The following is an 18,170-nucleotide window of genomic DNA, read 5'->3' as shown; positions in this document are numbered from 1 at the left end:
CCTACTGCGCTCAGGGATTCTTATCATCGTGATCACCGGAACGATCTCATTCCTCGAGGTTCGTCCCGCGAACCCCGCCTACTTGAACCTTGAAGAGATCCCCACCGAGAGCCCGCTCTACCGATCCTTCGAAGAGCTCGCGACACGCTATTCCTTCTCCGCGGCATTTCAGCAAACCCGACCCTGGACGATCGGGACAGGTCGCGCGTATCTGCGCGACCTGATGAGTCACGGCTGCGATTGCGAATCCGATCCGGCTTACATCCGGGCTGAGCGGGAGCTTGGTCCGGACTACGCGGGCTCCTCCAGGCCGCTGCTCAGCGTCGCCGCAGACTCGTCCCGGATCGAGGCATCACCGTCTATACGCCTTGGGTACACAGAGAACCGCACTCGAACGCCCGGGGTCATTCGTGATTACCGGCTCGGAGCGGCATTCGCAGGGGGCTACGCCAATCGGGTTCTCCTCTTCACGGAGTACTACGCGGCCACCTATTCACCCGGACCTCACGGCAATCCGATTTCCGGACGCCGCTTCTCAGTGATAGAAAACGTGGACTTCAACTTGTGGTTCGATCGAGCTTACGTCGTCGTCGGTACGAATCCCTACCAGGTACGGGTCGGACATACGTGGCTTCGCTGGGGCCCGGGCGTCACGGGCACCCTGGGCCTCTACGACGGGTCCCTTGCGCTCGACCTCGCCGAGTTTCGCTACCGCTTTGCCAATCGGCTCCAGTTCACGTGGTTCGTTGCGTGGCTCGACCCGATCGCTCAAACCTACCTTGCCGGGCATCGGCTGGAGACCCATCTCGGGAAGCGCCTGGCGATAGGCGTCTCTGAGCTGGCGCGCTTTGACGGAAGCTCGCAGGTCCCCCTCTATTTCGTCCCGGTCGTGGGCTTCACACAACGCGAGAAGCAACTGACTCATTTTTCACCCGCCTCGAGCGACTCCGTCGAGAGACTCAAACTGAACAATGTTCTCTGGACGGCAGACGCCGTCTGGATTCCCGCGAAGCACATCCGCCTGTACTCGGAGCTTCTGATCGACGACTTGAGCTTCAGCTCCGCCTATCGTCCGACCGAGATCGGCTATCAGTTTGGCGCCCAGTTCAGCCGCCCCTTGGGGCATGCCGGGGCCATCTCGTCAAACGTGGAATTCACGCGCATATACAATTTCACATATTCGACATGGCACGGCCACAATTTCGAGAGCGACGGATACCCACTCGCCTATCCCCTGGGACCGGACGTTGAAGTGATGTACGACGCCACCGCATGGAATCCACACCCGAGTTGGACCTTCGGGCTCGACGTTTCCAGAGTTCGCAAAGGGGAAGGCGCCATCGGTTCTCCGTGGCTTCCGGACAGCGGGAGGGTGGAAAACGTCCCGCTCTCCGGAACCGTCGAGCGGACCCTTCGGGGTGACCTTTCCGTTTCCTATCATCCTTCCCGGCGCCTTTCCGCCGGGGTTCGCATCGGGCGGTCGAGTGTCCGCAATCTGGACCACGTGCCCGGGCTTCATGTTGCTCGTTTCCTTGGGTCGACCGAGCTTTCTCTTCGCTTCTAGCTATGGAAGACGCCTATAGGCCGACGCTCCTGCCGGTCACTACCAGAACCAGAGTAGAACAAAGGATCCGGAAGTCCTTCGCCCAGCCGCGATTTCGCACGTATTCCAAGTCTAGTGCCAGGGTCTCCATGAAATTGAGGTGGTCGCGGCCGATGACTTTTGCCATCGAGGTCACGCCGGGCTTGACGCTGAGAATCTCGCCGGCTGCGGTTCCGTAGTACGGGATCATCTCTGGGATCTCCGGCCTTGGACCCACAAGGCTCATATCCCCCCAAACCACGTTTATGAAGTTAGGCAGCTCATCCAGGCTCGTGCTACGGATGAACCGCCCGACGCGCGTGACCCGCGGATCCGTCTCCGAGTGAAAGTGCAGGTTATCGATCTCGGACTGCGTATACCGATATGAGTACAGCTCCGGGAATCGAGCGAGGGCATCGATATACATTCCCCGAAACTTGATGAACGTGAAGGGCCTTCCTTTGAGACCAATGCGAACTTGCTTAAATAGCGCGGGACCGGGGGAGTCGAGCCGTATTGCTATTGCGATCGCGAGAAGGATCGGTGAAAGCAGGACTAATGCGGCCGCGGCGAGGCTCCGTTCGGTGACATCTCGGATGCCCAGTCCGATCCACGACCAACCACCGCGGACGGCGTCAGGCGCAAGCGCCGCCTCATCCACCACCGCCTCGATTAGAGTCGGTTGATGATCCATCGCGTTTCCCCCAGTGTGTGGACTAAATGGCAGCCTCCCCGGCTGCCTGAAATACAGGTTTTCTCCGGTGCCGGACCGCGACCTTGTGCACGGCCGCCACAACGTCCGCCACGTCCTCCTCCGACATCCCCGCCGAAAGCGGCAGCGAGACCGTGCGGTCGCCGATCCATTCGGCACAGGGATAGTCACCTCGGCGGTATCCGTACGCGTCCCGGTAATAGGCATGAAGGTGGATCGGTATGAAGTGGACCCCAGCCCCGATGTTTTCCGCCGCGAGAGCGCGGATGAACTCGTCGCGATCGATTTCGAGCCGCTCGAGCTCGAGGTGGATCGTGTAAAGATGGCGTGCATGCCGGCTTCCCGCTTCCTGGGGGAACGCTGGAATCCTCAGCTCTTCCAGATCCCTGAGGCCCTGGTCGAGCAGACACCACAGGCGCTCTCGCTTCGTTAGGCTGTTCTCGATCCTCGCGAGCTGGTGAATGCCCATCGAGGCTTGAACATCGGTCATGTTGTATTTGTACCCCGGCTCGACGGTCTCGTACGGGAGAAAGCCTCCCTGCGAGTAACGTTTCCACGCGTCCCTGTCCAGTCCGTGCAGGCGGAGCGTGCGGATCCGATTCGCGAGTGCGCCGTCTTCGGTGGTGAGCATCCCGCCTTCCGCCGTGGTCAGGCTCTTGGTCGCATAAAAGCTGAACGCCGTCATCGCGGAGATCGCGCCGACCTTTCGCCCCTTGTACCACGCCTCGATGGCGTGCGCCGCGTCCTCGATGACGGGAATTCCGTTCCGTTCCGCGATGCGAGAAATGGATTCCAGGTCGCACGGCCACCCCGCCATGTGGACCGGCAGGATCGCCTTGGTGCGAGGGGTCAGGGCGGCCTCGACAAGGTCCGGTCGAAGGTTTTGCGTCGCGCGATCCACGTCGACGAAGACCGGCCTGGCCCCCGCGTGGGTGATCACGTTCGCAGTGGCCGCAAACGTGAGCGGGGTCGTGATGACCTCGTCGCCCGGCCCCACACCGGCGGCGAGTAGAGCCAAATGGAGGGCCGCCGTGCAGGAATTGACCGCGACCGCGTGGGAGGCATGCACGTAGCTCGCGAAGTCTGCCTCGAACCGGAGCGTTTTCGGGCCGAACCCGATCCATCCGGAGCGGAGGGTGTCGACTACCTCGCGGATCTCTTCCTCGGCGACGAAGGGGCGGCCGAAGACGAGGAACTCGCGGCGAACCGGTGCGCTGCCTTCCCCTGGGGTCTTCGTCGTGGGGTCCCTCCCACCTGGCTTTGCCGATCCGTCGATGCTGTGGATCCGATAGAGCGCATGGTACCTTAGCTCAATGAGCCCCCGGGCTTCTTTCTATGCCACCGAGCAACGGCAGGTCAAATGAAATTGGGCGTTTCTGAGAGTGGTGGATGGCACACATGCGTGACCTTGGGTTGAAGCAGGCCGGCATTATCGCCGTCTTCGCGCTCGCCGCCGCGACCCTCATCGCTTCGCTGATCTCGACCCCGGCATTCCTCGGTTTGTCCATCTCGTGCTTCGTCGCGGCGGTGACCGTACCTCTGGCTCTTCGGCTCCGGCGCGGCATCGACCCGGGCGAAGCGATCTACCCTTTTGTTCTCTATTTCACTCTCACGATGGGTGTCCGCGGGATCGCGATCCTGACCTTCCAGAGTAGTATCTACTTGCCTGTGCTGCAGGACCCCAAGTCGAGCTACTTCCAGAGCCTTGTGGGTTGGAACTTCTTCTACTCGGCCCTCGGCCTAGTCCTACTCCACCTCGGCTATTCTTCGGGCCTAGGCGACCGCTGGGGTCGCCGGCTGGGCCGGGCTGTACAATCGTGGGCCCCCTGGCCTGCCCGCCGCGTGAGAGCCGTGGCGCTCGCCTGGTTTTTGATCGGCCTTTTCGGGGCAACCTCCTTTGCGACCACCTTCGGCGGTTTCCGCGCTGTTACAGAGAATCTCATGTTCGCATTCACCGAAGGCGGGTTGGGCAACTACTGGAAGATCGTGCTCATGGAGTTCGCGGTTGTCGGTTTTCACCTGCTTGCAGTGTACGAGTTCACTCGACCCGGAGCCCGGCGGCCGATGCTCGTCGTGATCCCCGGCCTCGCCTTGGTACTCGGTCTTTATGTCTTCACCGGCTCGAAGTACCTTCTGCTCCGCGGCGTCGTACCGATCCTGCTCTATGTGCATTTTCTGCGCCGACGCTTAAATGTCCTCCATCTCGCCGTGGTGGCCCTGATTTTCGCCGCGCTGTTCCCGGTCTTCTACGCGTACCGAGCGTCCGGCACCGGAGGTCTCCAACAGATTGCCGACCGACTCGGCGGCTCGGGCGTCGCTGGTTGGTTCGCGCAGGGCAACATCCTCGGCCGCGGCTATGACGCCGACAGCTTCGTGGCCGTCCTCCATCGGGCGGGACGCGAGGTGCCGTTCCAGCTCGGCGGGACTCTGACCGACCTCTTCGTGTTCTTCATCCCGCGTGCGTGGTGGCCGGAAAAGCCGATGAGCTACGGCCTGGTCTTCGCGCAGCAGTTCATGCCCGACGTGTACTTCACCAATTTGACATACTGTTCGCCTTCCCTAGCAGGCGAACTCTACGCGAACTTCCACGTTATCGGAATCATAGCGGGGTTCTGGTTGCTGGGAGCCATCATGAAGGCCGCCCATCGCATGGCGCTCGGCGGGGGCCCGGCGGGCGTCGTGTACTACGGATACGCGTATTTGGCTCTGATTGTTTGTGTGGAAGGAGCGATTGCGACCAGCACGGAATCGCTCCTGGCAGACATCGTGCCTGCCTGGATCGCCATCCGAATGGTACAGTCGCGGGCCGCTCAGCGGACGGCCCCGCGACCAGCGACGATGCTGGCGCCGACGGCGGCACGCGAGTGAGCGCGTGCCACTGCTCGCCCACTTCCCCACCGTTTGTCTGGTGACGCGCGGAAGCGGGAAACCGGATGGCCGTTCTCGGATCGGATCATGCCCCACGTCGCGCGTGGGTATTCGCCGCAGCCCTCCTTTCGATCGCGTTGCTGCTGGATCTCCTGTTCCTCCCCAACACCCTGGAGGACGCGTTCATCTCATTCCGTTACGCCGCCCACTTGGCTCAGGGGCACGGCTTGGGCGCGTGGAATCTCGGCGATGGCCGCGTGGAGGGATACACGAGCCTTCTCTGGGTGTTGCTCCTCGCCCTGGGCGCGAAACTGTCCCTTGGCCCCGTGGCGCTGTCCAAGGTGTTTGGCGTGGCGTCTCACCTGGCGGCTGTCGCGCTCCTGCTCGCCGCTCCCGCGCGGCTCGCGCGAGCTGGGGACGCAAACCATCCGCTGGCTGCCGAGGACGGCGCGGCCTGCCGCATCGCCGCCCTCTTCCTCGCCCTGAACTTGTCGGTCTGCTGGTACTCAGGATCGGGGATGGAAGCCCTGCCGTTCGTATTCGGCCTCGTGATCATCTTGACGTGGCCCTACCCCGCCTCGCGCCGCTCAGCATTGTTCCTCGCCCTCGCCTGCGCCGCCCTTGTCCTACTCCGACCGGAAGGGCCCCTGGTGGCACTGGCGACCCAAGCACTCGGGGTGATCGTCGCAAGGCGGAGCGGCCGACACGCCCGGCCCTACGGCATCACGGTCATCGTCACCCTGCTCGCCACCGTGTTTCTCACAGTCCTTCGCCTCGAGCTGTTCCAGGCCTGGCTGCCCAACACCTACTACGCCAAGGCCAGCGGCGCGGGGGTAATGCATGTCCTGTATGGGGCGCGCTACGTGGCCGAATGGGCGATTGCCCACCAGCTCTGGCTCGCCTTCGCAATCGCCGCGACCGTCGGAGCGGCCCGGACGCTGGAATCGGAGCGCCTCAGCATCTGGACCTTGGGCGTCGCCGCGTTACTGGTGGCGTATCTCGCCTACGTTTTGAAGGTGGGCGGAGACAACTATTCGGCCTTCCCCTACTGGCGGCACATGGTCCACGTGTCCCCTCTCCTGGCGGCCCTGGGAGGGCTGGGACTCGTACGGCTGTTCCCACGACAGCCGGCGGTTCGCTACGCTGCAGCGGCGCTCGCCGTGGCATCGATCAATTCGGCGCTCTTGATAGCGCCACACGGGATGATGGGACGCGACCTGTCTAAACTGCCCCACGGTCCCAACGTGTTTCGGACTCGGCCCGATTCCTCCCTCATCCACTGGTTCCGGGTATACACCCGGCCCGGCACGGTGGTGGCCACCGGCATGGCCGGGGAACTGCCCTTCGCGATCGATCGGGTCGTGTATATAGACATCCTGGGGCTGAACGACGCCCACATCGCCCGCGAGGGCCGATTCGATCCCGCCGGCCCGCCCGACTCGAAGACGGACATGCGCTATGTGCTGTCCCGGAAGCCGGACGTCATCGACGGGTACGTCTCCGCGAAGAGGCTGAGAGCGGGAGGATCGGCGCGGGAACTGCTCTCCTACCGCAACCAGATGCTCCGGACGCTCGTCGACGATCCGGAGTTCCAGGCGAATTACCTATTCCTGCTCAACGGACCCTATCAGACGATGGACCGGGCCCTGTTCTTGCGGCGCGACTTTTGGGAGAGCCACCCGCGCCGGTCGGAGCTCCACTGCATCCCTGTCCTGGCCACCTCCCTGTACGGGGACAGCGCGGCGGCGCGCCCGGCGCTGCGAACACAGGCGGCCGGGCGGTCGCCCTGACGATGCGGATTACTGCTGTAAGGCCGAGCCCCGGGGATCGCCGAGTTCACCAGAGATCACCGATTCGAGTGTCCGGCGTCGGCGATCGAGATTGAACCGTTCGAGCACCCGCGTTCGCGCTCGCGCACCGGCAGCGGGTCCGAGGGCGAGCGCCCGACCCACTCCCTCGGCAAGGTCTCTCGGATCCTGCGATCTGACGAGGACGCCACAGTCGCCCACCAACTCAGGGAGGGCACCATTTGCCGTGACCACAGGCACGGCACCGCACAGCATCCCCTCCGCGACCGATAGTCCAAACGCTTCGTGGAGCGATGGCTGCATGATCACGCTCGCGCGAGAGAGCCACGCCACCTTTTCATTGTGTGAAACCCATCCGGTGAAGCGGACGTTTGGCTGGGCCATGGCGCGCAGGCGAACGATGGTGTCATCCATCCACGCGCCCACCACCACGAACCGCTGATCCGGACAGTACGCTGCAGTGCGCACGAAAGCTTCCAGCCCCTTGCGCCTGAGGTTGCTTCGATTGACGCCGCAAACGGTGACGACCAAATTCTCCCGTGGGAGCGCAGAGACAGGATAGCGCGCGGGGTCAAGACCATGGCCGCCGAGCATGAGCTTTGGAGCAGGCAGTCCTAGCCCCAGCACTTCCAGGCGGCTCGCCTCCGAAGCTACGATCAGCCGGTCCGCGAGCCGCATGGTGATCAGCGCCACAAAACGCCTGAAACCGCCCCGCTGGTGCCCGTAATCGATCCCGGGCAGGCGCGCAGTGTCGTAGCCACCGGTGCAGACCACAAAGGGCTTCCCTAGCTGCCGACACAGGACAGCAGGCACAAAGGAGTGCCAGCTGGCAAACCATGCAACGACCAAGTCAGCTTGCGTGACAAGCCTGAACAGTAGTAGCGGGTGCGGCCAGCGCGAGGCGCACTCGACGACGGTAACCGAGTGCCGTTCGCGAAGTAGGTCCAGATCAATCTGGATATACTCCGACATGTGTCGGTAAAGATAAATGATGTGCGCCATGGTCAGCTCACCCAGCGCTCGTTCGATGCCCCACGACCGTCGCGCGCGCGAACGTTGCCTCAGGCATGCCAGGCACGCTCTGCCTCCTGAACGGCGGCCAAGAACCTGCGGCCCACCTCGTCCCAGTCGTGGGCAGGCACGCCCGCGAGATCGAAGGAGCGGTCCAGGGATCCCGATTTCCACATCTTGTGGAGGCTGGCGATGGCACGCTCAACCTCCCCGACATCGTCGGGCACTGATAGCCCCCGGTTGTGACGCGACACGCTCCGAGCGGCGATGTCCGCCTCGTCGCAGCGCACCCCAAGAATCGGCCGCTTCGCGGCAAAATACTCGTACACCTTGGAGGGCACCTGCAGCCCCTTGGGCATGCCGACCATCACGAGGACGTGGGCTCCAAGCTGAAGAGCCGCGACGGCGGAGCTCGGCTGGAATCCACGGAATTCAACCGCATCGCCGAGACCGAGTCTTGAGGCGAAGTCCCGGATCTCCTGAGGCATCGTGCCCGCGATGACGCACTCGGCATCGATCGATTCCTCCCGTCTGGCGCGGGCAAGGCCCTCCAGAAACGTGTACAGGCCTCGTCCGTAGACGGGTAAGGCACCCGTGTACGCGAAGCGAAAGCGGGCCGAGATCTCCGGAGCGCTCCGCTCGTAGGTCTGCCGGTCGTATCCGATCGGAATCACCGCAAACCGGGACTCGGGCACTTCCGGGAAGTGCTCACGATAGCCCGCGATCATCTCGTCGTTGGTTACGATGATTCTGGTCCCCCGGATCAGAACCGCACGCTCCAACATGCGGTCGATAGCGAGCCGCCAACGCGGCAGGTTTACGCCTGGAGAGAATGACCAGAGGTCCCCCTGGTTGAGGATCCACGGGCCTCGAATCCATGGTCGGAGGGCGAAGCCCACAAAGTGGCAGGTGTACGGGAAGGCATAGGTCACGAGCAGGTCGTAGGGTCGCCTCAGGATCAGACTCGTGGCCTTCGCGATGGCCCACGGGAGCCAGTCTGCGCGCCCGTCCGGAATCATCCACGGACGGATCAATCGGCGGTAGGCCGCGCGAGCGGCATCCGCGTTCGCCGGCGTGGCCGGCGTGGCTGCGACCCGCGGTTTCCGTGCGGCTCGACATGCCAGCCGATAGAGCGGCCCCGGGTACGTTCGGTGCAGAGTTACCCCCTCGATGCAGTCGTGCCCCTGGCTCGAATGGTCGATGCGATAAACGGGATGGTCCGGTGAGGCGGCGGGCGTGACCACGTCGACGTCGTAGCCATCCCCCGCCAATGCCGCGACGTAATTCCTCGCGATCTTTGGGCTCATTCCCCCGACTGGTGGGAACTGGTAGGCGATCAAAAGAGCATGTTTCCGCCTGACATTCTTACGCACGGTTGCGTCGCCTACCCCCAGGGGCCCCAACGATGAGAGAGGTCAGGAATCCAGATCCGTACGCGAGATGCATCGTCGCAAAAACCACGGGCAAGAACACCGCCTGCCATCGGCGCCGTCGAATCAGCGTGACCATGGTTCCCACACCCACGAACGCTGCGTACCCTCCCCACACGACCCCGAGAAGCTCAGGGCGTCCCGTGGCTGCCGACGCAACCGCGCTCGCGAGCAGGCACAGGATGACCGCTGGGGGCACCAGCTGGCGTACCGACGATGGTCTCCCACAGCGCTTCCGGATGACGAGGACCTTGTAGTAGCCGTACCCGAAGTACTGGCACCACAACCCGCCGAGGGTAGACCGGCTCCAATATTCCGCGGAGATCGCGGGGTCCACGAAGATGCGGCCGCCGGCCTGGAGGAGGCGGTAACTGAACTCGTCGTCCTGATTTCGCACCAGATCGGGGTCGAAGAGACCGACGCGATCGAATGTTCGGCGCCAATAGGCGCCGAAGGGGACGTGATCCACGTATCGTGCGCGTTCGGTGTAGCGGAAGGAAGCGCCACCAACCCCGAACCGAGAGCTCATGGCCAGCGCAATGGCGGTGCCCATCCATCCCGTTCCGACGGCGCGGGGCGGCCCGCCGACGCAGTCCGCAACCCCCTGCTGCAGCAGCCGGACGCACGTGCTCACGTACTGCGGCGGGATCGCGCAGTGGCCATCGACCCGCACGACGATGTCTCCACGGGAGGCGCCGATTCCATGGTTCAGACCTTCCGCGACGTGCATCGAAGGATTTTGTAATAGGCGGAGTCGCGAATCATGCGCGGCCATTCGGGTCACGATCTCCGGCGTACCGTCCGCCGATGCCCCGTCCACAACCAGGATTTCCATCCTGTCCGCAGGGTAATCCTGGGCGAGGACCCGCTCCAAGGTCCCAGCGAGGAACCTCCCTTCGTTCCGGACCGAGAGAACGATGGATACGAACGGGGTCATCTCGCCTTCCTGTCAGGCGGGTCCTGGGGAGTCTGCGCCGCGCCGATAGGCTGCCGGAACGAATAACGCGAGCGGCAAGATCCCCGATCTCACGACGAAGACGACGTAAAAAATCGCTCCGAGAGAAACAAGGCCCCAGACGCCGACCACCTTCGCCTGCCGGAGCACCATCCATAGCAAGGCGAGCCCACCCGCTCCCAGAGCGATCCTGCTACCCGTGGTCCGGAGCCACCCCGCTCGGACCAGGCCCCTCATGGATCCAAAGAAGGCCGTGACGGCCACGGCGAGTGCTCCCAGGTGGGCGGCAGCGGCACCCATAGCGCCCCAGGCCGGGATCAGAAGCACCGAGCCGAGCGCGAGCACCGCCACTCCCGTGGCGTACACACGAACGCGCCTCGACTCGCCCCCAGTCGCGAGGATGGTGATCTCGAAGACCGTGGCCAGGAAATAAAGCGGAACCGACCAAGCCATCAAGCGAAGGATCGGAACAGCGCCCACGTATCGCGATCCGAACACCGTGTGCACAATCTCCTCCGCGAAGATGCTCAGCCCTAGCGCGGCGGGGAGAGAAACGGTGAGCATGGCGGTCAGGAATCCCTCGAATAGGGAGCGAAACTCTTTCGACTCCTGTGCCGTCGAGGCCAGGGCCGGATATACGGGCCACCAGATCACCGCGCCCAGGCCCACCAGCGCAGTGACGATCCGGAAACCCGCCGCGAAGAGCCCTACCTGCTCGGCAGTAGACAGCAGTCCGAGCAGGAGCGCGGGCAAGAGCGTCAGTCCCATCGCGCCGATAGCGCCGAGCGAGAAGATGAAGGAACGCGATGCGTGAAAGCGCCACGCCGTTCCCGCCCAGGGAGGCCGGAACCGAAGTCCGTGCCGAACCGAAAGGACGACGGTAAGCACAACCGTCCCAGGAACGAGCGAAGCCGCCCAGATCCCGCAGGCCAAGGCGGGACCCGGGGATCCGAGGAACATCGTTACCACAAGCAGCACCATGGTTCCGGAGGTGAGCAGATTGGCAAGGGCCAGGGCTTTGAAGTCTTGCACCCCACGCGCCACCCAGTCGGGAAACGTCGAATATGCGAGAAAATAGATCGACGTCGCCAGGACGAGGAATCTGCCCCCTCCACCGACCGGCAGGGCGATTCCCACGGCGACAGCGAGCAGGGCCAGAAGTAGCCCCGCGACCGCCCGTATTGCGTACAACTGACCCGCGACCCCCGACATCCCCGGACCGGCCCGTGCGACCTCGCGCGCCGCATAGCCGCTGTTCGCGAAAGCGTCACCAAACAGCCACAGGTACTGGGCCACGTTCTGTGTGAGCGCGAACAGGCCGAATCCTGCCACCGGGAGGGTTCGCGCGCAAAAAAACGCTAGGCCTAGTGACGTTCCGCGTGCCACCAGATCCGAAGCCAGCGTCCAAACTATGTTTCGGGAGACGCGACCGCCGAGCGCCTCAAAAGGACTCGGCAGTGCCGTGAGCGCCTCTGAAGTCACACGCGATCCGGCTTTATCCACACTGAGCCCACGACTGCGATCGATCGAAACTCATCGCTGAAGCGAATGCGATGGATCGCACGGGCGAGCCAACCCGTCGGGGTTCGCCAGGGGAGGCGCCATGGCTCGGTGGCACGTGCCATATTCGTCGTCAAGAGGCCAGGCGGACGGTGGAGGTCCAGGGGGTAGACGGACAGGAGCACGCTCCGAAGCTCCTCAAGCATGACCGCAAAATCCTCGGGAAGGATGCTCCCGCAGCGATCGAGGCTGATGTCGCATGTTAGGACGAGGCGGCCGCCCGGGCGGAGCACGCGCGCCATTTCGCGCACCGCTTTCAGCCTGTCCGAGACATGCTCGAGAACGCTCACGCAAACCACGGCGTCGAACGTGTTGTCCGATTGTTCGAGACGGCTTATGGAAAGGGTCCGAAAGGAAACGCGAGATTTCAGTGCCTGGTTCGCCGCGTCGAACGCGCGGCTCAGCCCCCTGCGCACGTCCGCGCAATGGACCTCGAAACCCCTCTGCTCAAGGAAGAAGGGGAAGAACGTGATACCCGAGCCCGCGTCGAGGACCTTGGCCGGGAGCCGAGCGGGCAGGTTAAGCCAGCAGTACGGGTATTCCCACCTGCGGCTCCAGCCGTACAGACATTCCCCGGAAAACGGGAAGCGGGGCGTCCAGATGCTACGCGTTGCGGCGACGAACTCGGACTGAAAGGTCTCCATCTCGGCGAGCACAGAGACCACCTCTGGCGATTCAAGATCCTCCGTCATCGCGTAGCCGCTGCGCTCGATCGATCTCATCGCCTCGCCGAATTCGCCGTTACGACGAGCCCAGCGCCCAGCCCGAATCCGAGCAGCAGCCCCACCAGGACTGTAGCTACGCGCTTCGGAGCGCTGCGAAGGACGGGAACGGCGGCGGCGTCGAGGACGTTCAGGACCGGGACGTCGCGCTGCTCCTGCACCTTGGTCAGCTCGAACTGGCGTTTCAGAGCAATGTAGATCTCCTCATGCTCGCGAACACCGCGGATCAACCGGCCCTCCTCGAGTAGGAGGCGAGGCGAGTTACCGATGCGGAGGTTTCGCTCGCGAAAGAGCCTGAGCTCCTCCTCCGCGTGAGCCAAGTCCAGGGCTACGTCCTGAAGCCGACCTTCGATGAATTTCCGGTTCTCACCCGCTTGAGACGTGAGCGAGTGAACAACGAAGTCCTGAAGAAGGGAGGAAAGGGCGTTGGCGATTCCCGATGCCACCGGGGGAAAGGGCGAGTCCACCCGAATGGTGAGCACCCCGGTCCTGCGGTCCAGGGTCGCGTCCACGCGACGCTGCAGGGCTCGGACCGCCAGCTCGGTACGCATCGCCCCGGACCCGCGCGGCTGGATCAGATCGATGAGCGTTCGCGGCGGCAAGTCGCGTCCCGTCGGAAATCGCATTGCGAGAACCTGCTCCAGGAGCCGACGGCTGCGGACAATCGACGGATACATTACGGAAGAACCCGACCTCACGCTCGCCTGGAACGCCAAGTCTTCCAGACTAGGGCCCACCATGGTGCCGAACTGCGACATCCTATCCGGGGTCATGGCGGGGATGATGGTTACGACCGCTTGATACCGCGGGGGGAGCAGAAGCGAAAGCACGACGGCCGCGGCCCCCGCACCCAACGTCGTCACCGCGAGGAGCCTCCGGCGCTCCCACAAGCTCGCTACGGTCCCGGCCCCGGTGGGGCCTTCGCTCACTTCGTGGCCTCGTGCACCAGGATGATCGTGGTCGCCGCACCCGAGAGGATGCCGACGATCGTCGCGATATCCTTCAGCGTCTCCTTCTTCTCGGGAGTGGGCTTGGCGGGAACGAACACGACGGCACCCGGCTCGGGACTGGGATCGAACCAAAACTTCCTGGCCTTCTTCACCCTTCCGTTTGGCAGCTCGAACCGCACCCGACCCTTGTCTGATTTTTCGGTGTAACCCCCTGCCTGATCCACGTAGTGGCCGATGGACCGGCCCGGCTCATAGAGCACGCTGCTCGAGGGGGAGCCCACTTCCCCCTCAACCTTGACGGTTTTCGGCTCCTTGGGGATATCGATCACATCGCCGTCCTCGAGTACCAGGTCGTGCCGGTGCTTGTGATTCCGCGCGACACTCTCCACGTCCACTGCCAGCCTTCCCGCGTACCCCGTTGTCCGAGTGAATGTAGCCGCGCGTGGATAGGCTCCCGGCTTTAGGCCGCCCGCCCGCACAAGCAAAGACGACAACCGCTCATCTCTCGCTTTGAGCGAATAGACGCCTGGGTACTTCACCTCTCCGCTGATGGTCACGTTCCGCTGGAGCTGCCAATCGGGAATTTCGCGAACAAAAATCTCGTCGTTCTCCTGGAGCACGAAGCTCGAATCCTTGGAGTGGATGCCGTAGTCCTCGGAGATCGGCACGTGGTAGATCCGTGCAGCCTTGGTCGTGGCGATGGCCGCCGAGTCGATCCTAGAGACCTCGGCTTGGAGCTTCGACGCGGACTCCTTAAGACCCCCCGAAGTGAATATGAGGTCCATGATCGTCATCCCGTCGAGATAGTCATATTGCCCCGGCTTGCGGACGCTCCCCTCGATCCGCACTTTGTGGTGGTCACGAATGTCCCAGACCGAAGCGACGTAGACCTCGTCCAGCTCTTCCAGCTCGATATCGTTTTCGGGATCCTTGGCCACCGCCTTTCCGATGTTGAAGGCGTGGATACCCTTCGAGAGATCGGGCGCGGTGCGAACCAAGAAGGCTCGGTCGAGATAGGTATCCGACGCGAGCCCGCCGGCAGCTTGCACCAGATCGGATACCCGCATCCCGTGTTTGATCTGGAACGTGCCGGGATGAAAGACCACCGATCCCAAAATCGCCACGGTGTTCTTCCGAACGTCACCTATACGAAATATCTGGATGATGTCCCGGTCCAGAATCTCGGGATCGCGTGTGCTGTCGGCTAGAATCGCGCGCAAAGGCATGTCGATCGCGACGCGATCGATGCCAGGGAGTGAATCGCGCTCTGAGAACGGAATGATCCGATCGATCTGCATGCGATCCAGCAAAGCTGTCGTGAGCACACCGCCGCTAAGTCCAAGGAGCTGATGAAAGCGCTCCTCGGGTCTGACTTCATAGATCGCGGGACGGTGCACTTCTCCCAAGATCGCCACGGTCTTCCCGATCGGCGGCACGAACACCACGTCGCCGCTCTGCAGTCTGACGTCTTCGGCACGGCTTCCGGTGAGGATGTAGCCGTAGAGATCCACCCGGCGGTAGAGCTGGTTGTGTCGGATGATTCGCACGTCGCGCATCGATCCCCGCGACGTCGGCCCGCCTGCGTTATAGAGCGCGTTCAGCACTGTCGAGACCGAAGAAATCGTGTAGCCGCCGGGTCGCGCGACATCTCCCAGAATGAAAACCTGGATCGTCCGCAGCTTTCCGAGCGTCACGTCCACGAAGGTCGAAGGACGGCGCGCGCGAATGCCAGAGTAAACCGTGGAGAGCCGATCGGTGATCAGACGCTTCGCCTGCTCGAGCGTGAGGCCGTTCAAGACGACCTGGCCGATGTCGGGCACCGAGATCGTGGCCTCGCGGCTCACGACTGCGGCGTGCGTGTACTGGTTATCGCCCCAGACGGAGACGATGACCTCGTCACCCGGGCCGATCGGATAGTCGGGATCGACGGGTCCGGTCGCGAGCGGCTCGAAGGTGGAAGGCGCATAGTGAAAAATGTCGTAACCGAAGGGCAGGACCGGCGCGGCCGAGGGCACACGACTCAGGATCTCCTTGGTGAACTCGGGGAGGTTCTCAGGCGTGAGCTCCGCGGGAGGCTCCGGTGACTGCTCCGGCTGGGGCGGCCCTTGGAGCTCGGGCTCCGGGGCCGTTTCAGGGGGGACGGGCTGGGATGTCGCAGGCACGGTCGGCTTCCCAGCAGTGCCCCCCGGCATGTAACGATCGAGGGCCGCCGGGTTGTATCCGGCGTCCCTGAGCCTTTGGCGGACCTGTTCCGGGGTGAGACCCGACTCCTGGATCTTCTGGCGAACCTGGGGCTCTTTGTAGCCGGTGTCTTGAAGTTTCTTCTCGACGTCGGCTTGAGACTGGGCGCGCGCCAGGGGGGCGCACGCCAGGAAAAGCACGATTGCCGATAAGACAAGCGTCGAGGGCGGCAGGGTTATCGATGGGCGCGTCGTTTTCAACTCCGTCCCTGGGTATGACTACTGCCAAATCCAATATCCCACGCGTGGCCGCGCCGTGCACTGCTCAAGCCACTCCTATCGCCGATAGCTACCACGCCCCCTCGGCGCTGTCAACTCACTATGGCCGGAAATTTACCGCCCTGAGCGGTAATGCCCCGATCTGTGGTAGCTTGCATCGATGGCGCATACGCATGGGGTAGTTCTCGAAGCCACGCTGCGGGATGACGGATCGGTGGCGAAGGTCCAGTGCACAGGGGAGCCCGGCGATCCCGGTACTTTCCGGCCGGAAACCTCGGCGCCCGATGGCGTATTTCCCCTCGACGGCCTTCCCCTCACCTACCCGGGCGAGACCTCGCCGCCGCTCGCAGACGGGAAATCCGACACTTGGTGCGGGGGCTTCGCCTTCGCTGTATGGGATCGCGAGGGCCAGACCCTCCGCGCGTACCGCGACCATTACGGCGCGCGGCCGCTGTACTACCACGCCTCGCGCGAGCGGCTACTCCTCGCGAGCGAGATTCCGGCGCTCGTCGAACGCCTACCCAATCCAGGCCTCGATGAAATCGCCGTCGCGGAGTATCTCGCGACAGGAATTCCCACCGAGGGTAGGTCGTTCCACAAAGGCATCCTCCGCCTGAGCCCCGCTTCGGTGCTCACGGCCAGGCGTGACGGCCTCAGCGTTGAACGCTACTGGAGCCCCTGGACGGGCGCGTGGATGGGCAGCACCCGCGCGGAAGACTTGGACGAAGTCTTTCGTCACCTTTTGGGCCGGGCGGTACGTACAACGCTCGCGGACAGGTCGCCCACAGGAATGCTCTTGAGCGGAGGCGTCGATTCCTCGGGGGTTCTGGGTATGGCCGCGTCCCTGGCCCGCAGCGGGGCAATCTCGCGCATGCCGCGCGTCGCGCTCACATTGGCTTTCGAGGAACTAACGCAATGCGACGAAACCAGCCTTGCCATGCGCACTGCCGCAGAACACGGGGTTCCCTGGCGTCCCGTGCGAGTGGAGGACACCTCTCCTCTATCCCACCTGGACTCCTTCATGACCCGATTGGGCGAGCCGTCCATCGTGACCGTCAACATCGCGCCCGCAACAGCAATCTATGCGGCGGCGCAAGAGGCGGGGGCCCGGGTCCTTTTGGATGGACACGACGCCGACGGGATATTCACTCCCTCGGGCGCCTATCTGGCCGAGTTGGTGCTGCGGTTCCGCTGGGTCAGGCTCGCCCAAGAGTGGTATGCGCTGTCGCGCAGGCACAGCCAGCGCCGCTTGGTCCGCGAGTGCATCACACCGCTCATCGCGAAATTCCTACCCATGAGGCCGACTCGAATTCCGGGATGGATTCGGCCCGAGCTCGCCCGTCGCACCGGCTTGAGGGATCGCCTTCGGGTACACCTGCCCGGAGCGCTTTTCGAGGAACGTGAGGCTGAGCGCGTTCACGCAGCCCCGGTTGGTCTCGCGTTGGAAGGGACCCGGACTTTGGAGCGCTTATTCGGTATCGAGGGGCGCCACCCGTATTTTGATCCGGCGCTCGTCCGGTTTGTCGTTTCTGTACCTTTGGACCACCGCTTCGCCAGAGGCCATACGAAGATCATGATGCGGCGCGCGTTGGGCAATCTTCTCCCACACGATCTACGTAGCGCTGTTCCCAAAACAAGCTACCGTCCTTACTTTGACTGGACCCTCCGAAAATATCTTGGCCCTCGGCTGGAAGTGATGTATAAAGATGGAGTTCGATCGCTCGGTGATTACGTGGAGGAGAGTCGGCTGCGCCCCATGCTCGCCGACGCGCTTCAGGGACGCAGCGTCGATCCGGCGCTGTGGCGCATCGTCGCAATGGACCGATGGATCCGCGCTGTTTTGAATGAGGAGCGACATCATGAGACTGTTTCAGCGTAACGGGCTGCAGGCAAAAGAGAAACCCACAGCAAAGACGGAAACAAGCCCGCAGCAGGGTCGCCCCTATTCCAAACCAAAAGTGGAAGAGGCAGGGTCGGTGTTCAGCCGCACGAAGGCCGTCGGTGTTTCGCCTGACGACCTGCTCACAACCGGTTCCAGCCTCTGATTCGATAGCATCCCGCCTCTAGCCCTTTGATCCTCCCGAAGCGTCTGTTCGGGCTCCGGCTCCGCACC

General features: G+C 63.4%; 14 protein-coding genes. 5 read left to right on the top strand and 9 right to left on the bottom strand.

From position 1 onward, the window contains the following. The first annotated feature begins 28 nt into the window (after positions 1-28). A complete protein-coding gene (locus E6K76_01040; protein ID TMQ60611.1) occupies positions 29-1,564 on the top strand; it encodes a capsule assembly Wzi family protein in 1,536 nt (511 codons plus the stop codon). Positions 1,565-1,577: 13 nt separating this feature from the next. On the opposite strand, the gene E6K76_01035 is transcribed toward E6K76_01040, so the two are convergent. Together E6K76_01035 and E6K76_01030 are read right to left on the bottom strand one after the other, a co-directional pair. Beyond that, entirely contained in the window at positions 1,578-2,276 is a 699-nt protein-coding gene (locus tag E6K76_01035; protein ID TMQ60610.1) for a sugar transferase, read from the bottom strand. Positions 2,277-2,298: 22 nt separating this feature from the next. Further along, positions 2,299-3,570: a DegT/DnrJ/EryC1/StrS family aminotransferase gene (locus E6K76_01030; GenBank protein TMQ60609.1), complete on the bottom strand. Its 1,272-nt coding sequence runs from the start codon at positions 3,568-3,570 to the stop codon at positions 2,299-2,301. A 122-nt stretch (positions 3,571-3,692) separates the two neighbouring features. Between E6K76_01030 and E6K76_01025 the strand changes: the two genes are divergently transcribed. Further along, positions 3,693-5,162 (top strand): oligosaccharide repeat unit polymerase, encoded by a 1,470-nt coding sequence (locus E6K76_01025; protein TMQ60608.1) that lies wholly within the window; start codon positions 3,693-3,695, stop codon positions 5,160-5,162. 65 nt (positions 5,163-5,227) lie between these two features. Beyond that, on the top strand, positions 5,228-6,952 hold the full coding sequence (locus E6K76_01020; GenBank protein TMQ60607.1) for a hypothetical protein: 1,725 nt from the start codon (positions 5,228-5,230) through the stop codon (positions 6,950-6,952). A gap of 9 nt (positions 6,953-6,961) precedes the next feature. Here E6K76_01020 and E6K76_01015 read toward each other — a convergent pair whose 3' ends face one another. The 7 genes from E6K76_01015 to E6K76_00985 form a co-directional block, all read right to left on the bottom strand. Then, positions 6,962-7,972: a glycosyltransferase gene (locus tag E6K76_01015; protein TMQ60606.1), complete on the bottom strand. Its 1,011-nt coding sequence runs from the start codon at positions 7,970-7,972 to the stop codon at positions 6,962-6,964. A 59-nt stretch (positions 7,973-8,031) separates the two neighbouring features. Next, positions 8,032-9,288, bottom strand: coding sequence for a glycosyltransferase family 4 protein (locus E6K76_01010; protein ID TMQ60605.1), 1,257 nt, complete (start codon positions 9,286-9,288; stop codon positions 8,032-8,034). Positions 9,289-9,346: 58 nt separating this feature from the next. Next, positions 9,347-10,348, bottom strand: a complete 1,002-nt coding sequence (locus tag E6K76_01005) for a glycosyltransferase family 2 protein (GenBank protein TMQ60604.1) — start codon at positions 10,346-10,348, stop codon at positions 9,347-9,349. A gap of 12 nt (positions 10,349-10,360) precedes the next feature. Continuing rightward, entirely contained in the window at positions 10,361-11,698 is a 1,338-nt protein-coding gene (locus E6K76_01000; GenBank protein ID TMQ60603.1) for a hypothetical protein, read from the bottom strand. 146 nt (positions 11,699-11,844) lie between these two features. Beyond that, a complete protein-coding gene (locus E6K76_00995; GenBank protein ID TMQ60602.1) occupies positions 11,845-12,648 on the bottom strand; it encodes a class I SAM-dependent methyltransferase in 804 nt (267 codons plus the stop codon). Continuing rightward, on the bottom strand, positions 12,645-13,577 hold the full coding sequence (locus tag E6K76_00990; protein TMQ60601.1) for a hypothetical protein: 933 nt from the start codon (positions 13,575-13,577) through the stop codon (positions 12,645-12,647). Before E6K76_00990 ends, E6K76_00995 begins: the two co-directional genes overlap by 4 nt. After that, positions 13,574-15,979: a hypothetical protein gene (locus E6K76_00985; GenBank protein ID TMQ60600.1), complete on the bottom strand. Its 2,406-nt coding sequence runs from the start codon at positions 15,977-15,979 to the stop codon at positions 13,574-13,576. The genes E6K76_00990 and E6K76_00985 overlap by 4 nt, the downstream gene beginning before the upstream one ends. A 238-nt stretch (positions 15,980-16,217) precedes the next feature. On the opposite strand from E6K76_00985, the gene E6K76_00980 reads away from it, so the two are divergent. Both E6K76_00980 and E6K76_00975 read left to right on the top strand, forming a co-directional pair. Further along, positions 16,218-17,936 carry a hypothetical protein gene (locus tag E6K76_00980; protein TMQ60599.1) on the top strand — a complete coding sequence of 573 codons (1,719 nt, stop codon included), beginning with the start codon at positions 16,218-16,220 and terminating at the stop codon, positions 17,934-17,936. Continuing rightward, a complete protein-coding gene (locus E6K76_00975; protein ID TMQ60598.1) occupies positions 17,917-18,102 on the top strand; it encodes a hypothetical protein in 186 nt (61 codons plus the stop codon). The genes E6K76_00980 and E6K76_00975 overlap by 20 nt, the downstream gene beginning before the upstream one ends. Positions 18,103-18,170 lie beyond the last annotated feature (68 nt).

It is taken from the genome of Candidatus Eisenbacteria bacterium (assembly GCA_005893275.1).
GTDB lineage: Bacteria > Eisenbacteria > RBG-16-71-46 > SZUA-252 > SZUA-252 > WS-7.
Note: the sequence above shows the minus strand (reverse complement) of the source record. Positions and strands in the feature narration are given on the sequence as shown.

Coding starts and splice junctions, on each gene's coding strand:
- E6K76_01035 (TMQ60610.1), bottom strand. CDS start 2,276: ATGGATCATCAACCGACTCTAATCGAGGCGGTGGTGGATGAGGCGGCG.
- E6K76_01025 (TMQ60608.1), top strand. CDS start 3,693: ATGCGTGACCTTGGGTTGAAGCAGGCCGGCATTATCGCCGTCTTCGCG.
- E6K76_01020 (TMQ60607.1), top strand. CDS start 5,228: ATGGCCGTTCTCGGATCGGATCATGCCCCACGTCGCGCGTGGGTATTC.
- E6K76_01015 (TMQ60606.1), bottom strand. CDS start 7,972: ATGGCGCACATCATTTATCTTTACCGACACATGTCGGAGTATATCCAG.
- E6K76_01010 (TMQ60605.1), bottom strand. CDS start 9,288: ATGAGCCCAAAGATCGCGAGGAATTACGTCGCGGCATTGGCGGGGGAT.
- E6K76_01005 (TMQ60604.1), bottom strand. CDS start 10,348: ATGACCCCGTTCGTATCCATCGTTCTCTCGGTCCGGAACGAAGGGAGG.
- E6K76_00995 (TMQ60602.1), bottom strand. CDS start 12,648: ATGAGATCGATCGAGCGCAGCGGCTACGCGATGACGGAGGATCTTGAA.
- E6K76_00980 (TMQ60599.1), top strand. CDS start 16,218: ATGGCGCATACGCATGGGGTAGTTCTCGAAGCCACGCTGCGGGATGAC.
- E6K76_00975 (TMQ60598.1), top strand. CDS start 17,917: ATGAGACTGTTTCAGCGTAACGGGCTGCAGGCAAAAGAGAAACCCACA.